The 612-nt window shown below is 55.2% G+C and carries 1 pseudogene; it reads left to right on the top strand.

Annotation, left to right across the window (positions count from 1 at the left end):
* Positions 1 to 612 (top strand): annotated as a pseudogene (locus GZ996_RS11675) (hypothetical protein); the annotation flags it as partial.

Raw genomic sequence — 612 nt, 5'->3', positions numbered from 1 at the left:
CACCAGACCTCCCAGGTCTATCAGGTGAACGCGAAGGCGATATTATTGGTCTTCATGGCCGCACACCAGAATTGCCAGGCCTAGAAGGCGAGCGAGAAAATGACGGTCTTAGCGGTCGCACGCCAGAATTACCAGGCTTAGAAGGCGAGCGAGAAAATGACGGTCTTAGCGGCCGTACACCGGGTCTTCCAGGTCTATCAGGTGAACGCGAAAATGACGGCCTTAGCGGTCGTACACCAGCCCTCCCAGGTCTATCAGGTGAACGCGAAGGTGATATCATTGGACTTCATGGCCGCACACCAGAATTACCAGGCCTAGAAGGCGAGCGAGAAAATGACGGTCTTAGTGGCCGCACACCAGAATTACCAGGTCTAGAAGGCGAGCGAGAAAATGACGGCCTTAGCGGTCGCACGCCAGAATTACCAGGCCTAGAAGGCGAGCGAGAAAATGACGGCCTTAGCGGTCGTACACCGGGTCTTCCAGGTCTATCAGGCGAGCGCGAAAATGACGGCCTTAGCGGTCGTACGCCAGAATTACCAGGTCTATCAGGTGAACGCGAAGGCGATATCATTGGTCTTCATGGCCGCACACCAGAATTGCCAGGCCTAGAAG

Source organism: Streptococcus sp. S784/96/1 (genome assembly GCF_902729355.1).
GTDB classification, from domain to species: Bacteria; Bacillota; Bacilli; order Lactobacillales; family Streptococcaceae; genus Streptococcus; species Streptococcus caledonicus.
The sequence above is the reverse complement of the archived record's forward strand: the minus strand, read 5'-3'. Positions and strand labels throughout refer to the sequence as shown.